The sequence below is a fragment of the Cyclonatronum sp. genome (assembly GCF_022565315.1).
Lineage (GTDB): Bacteria > Bacteroidota > Rhodothermia > Balneolales > Cyclonatronaceae > Cyclonatronum.
Window position 1 is genome coordinate 1 of sequence record NZ_JAIUMX010000158.1, and the last position, 6,567, is coordinate 6,567.

At 58.4% G+C, this 6,567-nt stretch carries 4 protein-coding genes; 1 reads left to right on the forward strand and 3 read right to left on the reverse strand.

The genetic code is table 11. The features are described 5' to 3' along the window. A partial coding sequence (locus LAT75_RS14835) for a replication-associated recombination protein A (RefSeq protein ID WP_291483482.1) occupies positions 1–1,301 on the forward strand: 1,301 nt, incomplete at its 5' end. A 193-nt stretch (positions 1,302–1,494) separates the two neighbouring features. Here the strand turns inward: LAT75_RS14835 and LAT75_RS14840 are convergent. The 3 genes from LAT75_RS14840 to mgtE form a co-directional block, all read right to left on the reverse strand. Next, positions 1,495–3,483, reverse strand: a complete 1,989-nt coding sequence (locus LAT75_RS14840) for a pyruvate kinase (RefSeq protein WP_291483484.1) — start codon at positions 3,481–3,483, stop codon at positions 1,495–1,497. Positions 3,484–3,689: 206 nt separating this feature from the next. Further along, positions 3,690–4,646: a cation diffusion facilitator family transporter gene (locus LAT75_RS14845; protein ID WP_291483486.1), complete on the reverse strand. Its 957-nt coding sequence runs from the start codon at positions 4,644–4,646 to the stop codon at positions 3,690–3,692. A gap of 182 nt (positions 4,647–4,828) precedes the next feature. After that, entirely contained in the window at positions 4,829–6,229 is a 1,401-nt protein-coding gene (gene mgtE / locus LAT75_RS14850; RefSeq protein WP_291483488.1) for a magnesium transporter, read from the reverse strand. Positions 6,230–6,567 lie beyond the last annotated feature (338 nt).

Consider the following 6,567-nt stretch of genomic DNA (forward strand, 5'->3'; position numbering starts at 1 on the left):
AAAACAGGGGCGCAGCCCCGCTGGCTACCCGCATGCGGCCGGTTTCCCTGGAGGAATTTGTAGGGCAGCGGCACGTGCTCTCCGAAGGCATGCTGCTGAACCGCATGATCCGCACCGGCACCATCGGTTCTGTTATTTTGTACGGTCCGCCGAGCAGCGGCAAAACAACCCTCGCCAACGTAATTTCCCAGGAAATCGACGCCCGCTTTGTGGTGCTGAATGCCGTGCTCGACGGCATCAAAGAGCTGCGCGCCGTTGTGGAAGAAGCCCGCACCCGCGAGCGCATGCAGCAGACCCGCACCATTTTATTTGTGGATGAAATCCACCGCTGGAACAAGGCACAGCAGGATGCGCTGCTGCCGCACATTGAGTCGGGCCTGCTCACCCTTATCGGGGCAACAACCGAAAACCCGTACTACTCGCTGGTGAGTCCGCTGCTGTCGCGCTGTCAGCTGTTCGAGCTGCTGCCCTTCGACGAGGCCGACCTCATCACCCTGCTGCGCCGCGCCCTCGCCGACCGCGAGCGCGGGCTCGCGCGCTTCAACATCGAAATCGCCGACGATGCCCTGCATCATTTCGCATCCTATGCCGCAGGCGACATCCGCAACGCGCTGAACGCGCTGGAAATGGCCGTACTCACCACCGACCCTGACGAAACAGGCACGCGCCGGGTGAGTCTGTCGGTCGCACGGGAATCCATCCAAAAGCGGAACGTGCGCTTCAGCCGGCAGGGCGACGAGCACTACCACTACGCTTCGGCGCTGATCAAAAGCCTGCGGGGCTCCGATGCCGATGCAGCACTGCACTGGCTCGCAGCCATGCTCGAAGGCGGCGAAGATCCGCAGTTTATTTTCCGGCGGCTGCTCATTTTTGCCTCCGAAGATATCGGCATGGCCGAGCCCAAAGCCCTTGAGCTGGTAAAGGCGTGTCAGCACGCCTTCGAAACCTGCGGCATGCCGGAGGGCCTGTATTTTATGTCGCACGCCTGCCTGTACCTGGCGCTCTGCCCGAAAAGCAACAGCACCAAAGCCATCTTCAAAGCGCTGGACCACATCCGCAAATCGGGCCCCGGCACGGTACCGCCGCACCTGCGCGACAAAACCGCCAACAAGCTGAAAGCCCGCTACGAAAGCAGCGACAACCCCTCCGAGCAGTACCTGTACCCGCACGAATACCCCAACAACTGGGTCGCCCAGCAATACCTCCCCGAGGAATTCCCCGGTCTCAAATACTACGAACCCGGCAGCAGCCCCGTAGAAGAGCGCCTCAACGAAAGGCTCAGGCGCTTGCGGGGGGGATAGTTTTTTTTCAGTATGTCAGTATTTCAGTGTGTCAGTGTGTCGCCAGGTTCAGTATGTCAGTATGTCAGTGTGTTGCCAGGTTTAGCATTTTGAATATTTTGAAGTTTTCGTCAGCGCCTTCCCCCCTTTGCGCCTTTGCGCCTTTGCGCCTTTGCGCGAAATAAATAAATCCGCGGAAATCCGGCACAATCCGCTAAATCCGCGTGCCATTGCCATTGCCGGCGCCGGGTACTGATTTGGCTACGTTGAGCCTGCCCATGAGGGGCTTTTTCTTGGCCTGATGCGCCTGCATGCGCTGCAGGATGTTGTCCAGGGTTCGGGCGGCGGCGGTGATGTGCGGGCCTTTGTTGAGCATCACGCATTCGGCGCGGTTGCCCATGGCGGCGTCGGAGATTTCGGCCCGTGACGGCAGGCCGGTTTTGGCGAGGTTTTCGAGTACCTGCGTGGCCCAGATTACCGGTACGTGCGCAGCCTCACAAATCCAGAGGATTTCCTCCTGCACCTCGGCCATGCGCTCGAATCCGCACTCGATGGCGAGGTCGCCCCGGGCAATCATCACCCCACAAAAACGTGCCTGCATGGCCGTGAGCAGCATATCGGGCAGGTTTTCGAAACCCTGACGCGTCTCGATTTTGAGGATGATGGCCGGCTGCTTCGGTTCATCACCGGGGGTCTGCTCTGCGTCTTCTCCCCCGCGCCCGGCTGCGCCTTTCATGGCATCCATGAGCTGCTGCACGTCGGAGGCGCGGTTCACGAATGAAAGCGCGACGAGATCGGCATGCTGCTGAATCCACGGCAGATCGGCCAGGTCCTTGGGCGTGAGGACATCAACCTGAATGGGCGTTTGCGGCAGATTTATGCCTTTGTCGGCCCGCAGTTTGGTGCCGCCGGGCCGTGCCTGACGGATGCGCACCTGCACGCCGGCCTCAGAAACTGTTTCGATGATGCCGCCGATTTTGCCGTCGTCGAACCAGACCGGCGCACCGGGCAGGGCATTTCGGAAGGCTTCGGGAAGCGTACAGCCGATCCGCACGTCCGGTTCCGGCAGCGGCAGCGGGTGTTCGTTGCCGGCATCCGGGGCGGATTTTTGCGGGGATGCGGACCCAAACGAAATTTCAAGGAGGTCGCCGGCGCTGAGCAGTACGAAAGCATCGGGGTTCAGCACGGCTTTGATGGTGGTGACCGGCAGCCCCTCACGCGCGGCGCGCAGCAGCAGTTCGGGTGCGGCATAAACGGTTTTGTGGCAGCGCGCGCACAGGGCGCCGGTATCATCCCGCTCAAGCAGCAGTTTCCGGCGGGAACCGCGGGTGTCGGTGAGGTGCAGCACATCTCCCGGCTTTAGCTGAGCGAGCCATTCGGGACCGAGGCAGAGCACGGGGGCATTTCCGGCCTCTTCAGCGGCCATCGCTTCATCCTGCGCCGGCAGCAGCCGGATGCGGGAAGGCGCGACAACACGGCCGAGCGCGTCCCGCTGCGGACGAACTTTGAGCACCTGCACCGCCGCCGGAACCGCTGCCGTTCGGATTTTGGGTCCGGCAAGGTCGGCCATTATCCGGCAGCTTTTCCCGGTTTCGCGGCCTGCCATCAGCAGATTTTCGACCATGCGCTGCCAGTCAGCCGGCTGATCGTGGGCGCAGTTGATGCGGGCCACATCCATCCCGCTTTCGAGCAATTCAGTGATAAGCTGCCTGTTTTGGGCGGCTTCCTCCGGCATAGTGACCATGATGCGCGTGCTGCGGTGCGCGGGCGGGCTGCCAAGCAGCCGCGCTGTATTCTCGGCGAGGCGCGAACTACCGGAAGGCGGCTGTAAAAAAGCGGGATCCGGATTGCTGATTTCAGGCTTTGCCAGACTGCCATCTGTGGCCGCAAGGGCCGTGTTGATGAGACGGATGACCGCCCGGAAGCTTTCCATCACCCCTGCTTCGGCCCGGCCCAGCGACGAAAGCCCCAGCCCTGCCAGCTCCCGCTGCACCCCGCGCATGTCGTGCTGCCGCAGCACAAGGTACTGCAGCAGGTTCACGGCACTGTCCCGGTTTTCGGGATGGATGCGTTCCAGCCGCTTTGCATAGCGCTCGGGCACAAGCCGCATTTCGGCCACCATTTCCTGCAGGGCCGGCAGCAGCTCGCGCATTTTTTGGACGCGCCACGGCCGCATCCGGGAGTCATCATCAAAGGAAATCATGGGAGTTGTGCAGCTTGGGGGTTTAGAAAAAATCCGTCTGACACGAATATAAGCTGCATTTGTGAAGCATGTATTACTTCAAAAGCGGGATAAAGCCCCCATCCACCGATACAAAAAAAGTTTCTCTGCTGATGCGGCCTGCTCAGGTTTGGGAGGCCATCACCCTACACAAAATGAACCCGCTTTGCCAAAAACCGGATGCAGCCTCAGGCGAATTCGTCGAGCTTTTTCTTTTTGTTGGCACCTTTCAGAATCTGATGATCGGCATCGTGGGCGGTCTGTGGCTCGAGGTGCAGGGTTATGACGCCGTCTGTTTTGAGGGCGTCGATGAGGCGGCGCTCGAGCCGTGTGGCGTCGGCGTGCGCCTGCTCGAGGCTGATGTTATCGGAGAACACAAGGTGCAGCTCCACCCAGGTTGTCCGGCCGGAAGTGCGGTGCCGCAGGTGATGCCAGCCGGTGATGTGCCCCGGCAGTTCGCGGTCGAGCTCCTTTCGCAGGGCGGCATCAACCTCGGGGTTGCGCTCATCCATGATGCCCTTCACCGAAAAACGCAGCAGCTGCCAGCCTTCGTAGCTGATGTAGCCGGCAATGGCAAGGCTCACAATCACATCAATATAAATCCAGCCGGTAAAGTGGATGATGATGAGCGCCGTAACGACGCCACCGCTGGTCCATACGTCCGTAAGCGTGTGTTTGCCGTTGCTCACGGCGATCATGCTGCCGTGCGCCCTGCCCACGCGCAGCACGTAGGTGCCGAGCAGCAGGTTTATGAGCGCCGCCCCGATCAGCATAATCAGGCCGGTCCCCATGTTTTGGATTACGATGCCGGTAATCAGGCTTTGTACCGCGTAGTACACGATGGTGAGGGCCGCCGCGAGAATGATGGCGCCCTCGGCCCCGACCGAAAGCAGCTCGATGCGCTCATGCCCGTAGTGATGGTCGTCGTCGGCGGGCTTCAGGCTCAGGTAGTAGCCGTACACCACGAAGCCGACTGCAAAAATGTGCACTACCGATTCGAGCGAATCCGACAGTGCCGCCGAAGACCCGGTTACGACGAATGCGCCGATTTTGAGGGAAAGGGACACGGCTGAAACGGCAAGGCTGAGCAACAGCGCCCGCTTTACCGGATCGGAAGCCTGCGGGATGCGGATGTTTATACCCAATGTTTTTTTGGTTTTAGGGTGATGCGGTTCGGGGTGGTACTAACGAAGGATACTGAATCCTGCAAATTAGCCAATCTGCCCGTGAGATGACAGAATGTAAACTTCCTGGAAAGCTAAACAGGCCGACCGGAAGGTCTCCGGACAGCCTGTCATTGGATCAGCGGTTATGAATTAGGGATCTCTCAGACCCCGATCAGGTAGGCCACAAGGTAAAAGTAGAGCCCGAGGCCGGTGAAGTCTTTGATGGTGGTGATGAACGGATCGGCTCCGGGCGCGTGGTCGAAACCGAGCTTAAGCAGGATGAAAGGCAACAGAAACCCGAGCAGGGTTGCGACGGGTACCACAACAGCGAGGCCGATTCCGACAGCAAGGCCGATCTCGGGGATGCCGTTGGGGGCACCCTGCCAGAACCAGGCCACCAAGCCCCCGATGAGGCCGAGCGCAACGCCCATTACAGCTCCGATGGATACTTCCCGCCCGATGTGGCTGAACATGCGGTTGGTATCAATGTGGCCCAGCGCCAGTCCACGGGCAAAGATGGTGGACGACTGCGTGCCCACATTTCCGCCCATATCCATGAGTACGGGGATGAAAATTGCGGCAACCAGTACGGCCTCGAGTACTTCCTCGAAGTAATCGATCACACCGCCAACCAGAAAACCGCCGGCGAGGGTAACAAACAGGAACATCATGCGCAGCCGGATGGGGTACCAGATGCTGCCTTTGAGCAGTTTGCTGCTGTTCACCAAATCCCTTTCACGCTCCTTGTCCCGGTCGCTGCGGCCGGCGATACCGGCTTTCTGAAACATGGTTTCGGAAGTTTCCTCCTCAATCACCTGCATGGCATCGTCGAAAGTAACGATACCGACGATGCGTGCCTGACGGTCGAGCACAGGTATGGCGAGCAGATCGGCTTCCTTGAGCATGCGGGCGGTTTTCTGATCGGACTCATCCGCAAAAACGCTCACGAAATCGGTCGCCATAAGGGCGCTGATTTTCTCGTGCTTGTCAGCCGTGATGAGCTGACGCAGCGAAACCGTGCCAATCAGGCGGCGCTGCGCATCAATCACGTAGGCGTAGTAGATGGTTTCCTTTTCCGGCGCCTCGAACCTGAGCTGATCAAGAGCCCTTTCTGCCGTAAGGTCAGCGGTGATCACAGCATAGTCGGTGGTCATGATCGCACCGGTTGTGCCCTCTTTGTAAGAAGACAGCTTCAGGATATCTTCGCGCTCGGTTTGTGCGAGCTGTTTGATGATTTCCTTCCGTTTGTTTTCCGGAAATGATTTGAGCAGATCCACCCGCTTATCATGCGGCATTTTCTCAACAAGCTGATAAATAAAAGCGATGGTTTGTGTTGAGAGAATTTCATACTCAACGTCCTCATCGAGTATTTTAAGCAGGTCGAGCTGTGCGTTTTTGCTCAGGGATTTGAAAATCCGGACTTTGTTTTGGGTTTCAAGCTGAAGGATGAACTCGGCAATGTGGGCCGGATTCAGGTTTTCGAGCAGGCTGGCAAGGATGTCATTATCCCCGTCGCGAAGGGCCTGCATCAGCTGGGTTGAGATGGTTTGATCTAAGGTCATTTTTTTTCAGATGTTTTGGGCGTACGAATCCCGGGCGGGTTGCACGCATTTTTTTAAAAGGAAAGATTCACACAGTGCTGCTTTAACCGGGAACCAGAAATAGTGCAGCTTGTCCTGCCGGCAGATGCCGGGATTCAGTCATTCACTAAATGGCTTTTATTACTTTTTCTGCCGATAATTTAAGTTTAGCGGTCAAAAAAAGCCGGCTTAGTGTGAAACACTGAATCCCGCATCATGCTGCGGAATACACCGCAGCTTTAGTTACCGGTGGTTTCGGCTATTTTACCAGAGACTGTCCGGCGTGAAGGCGATGCCTATATTCAAGCCCGGGAAGTCGA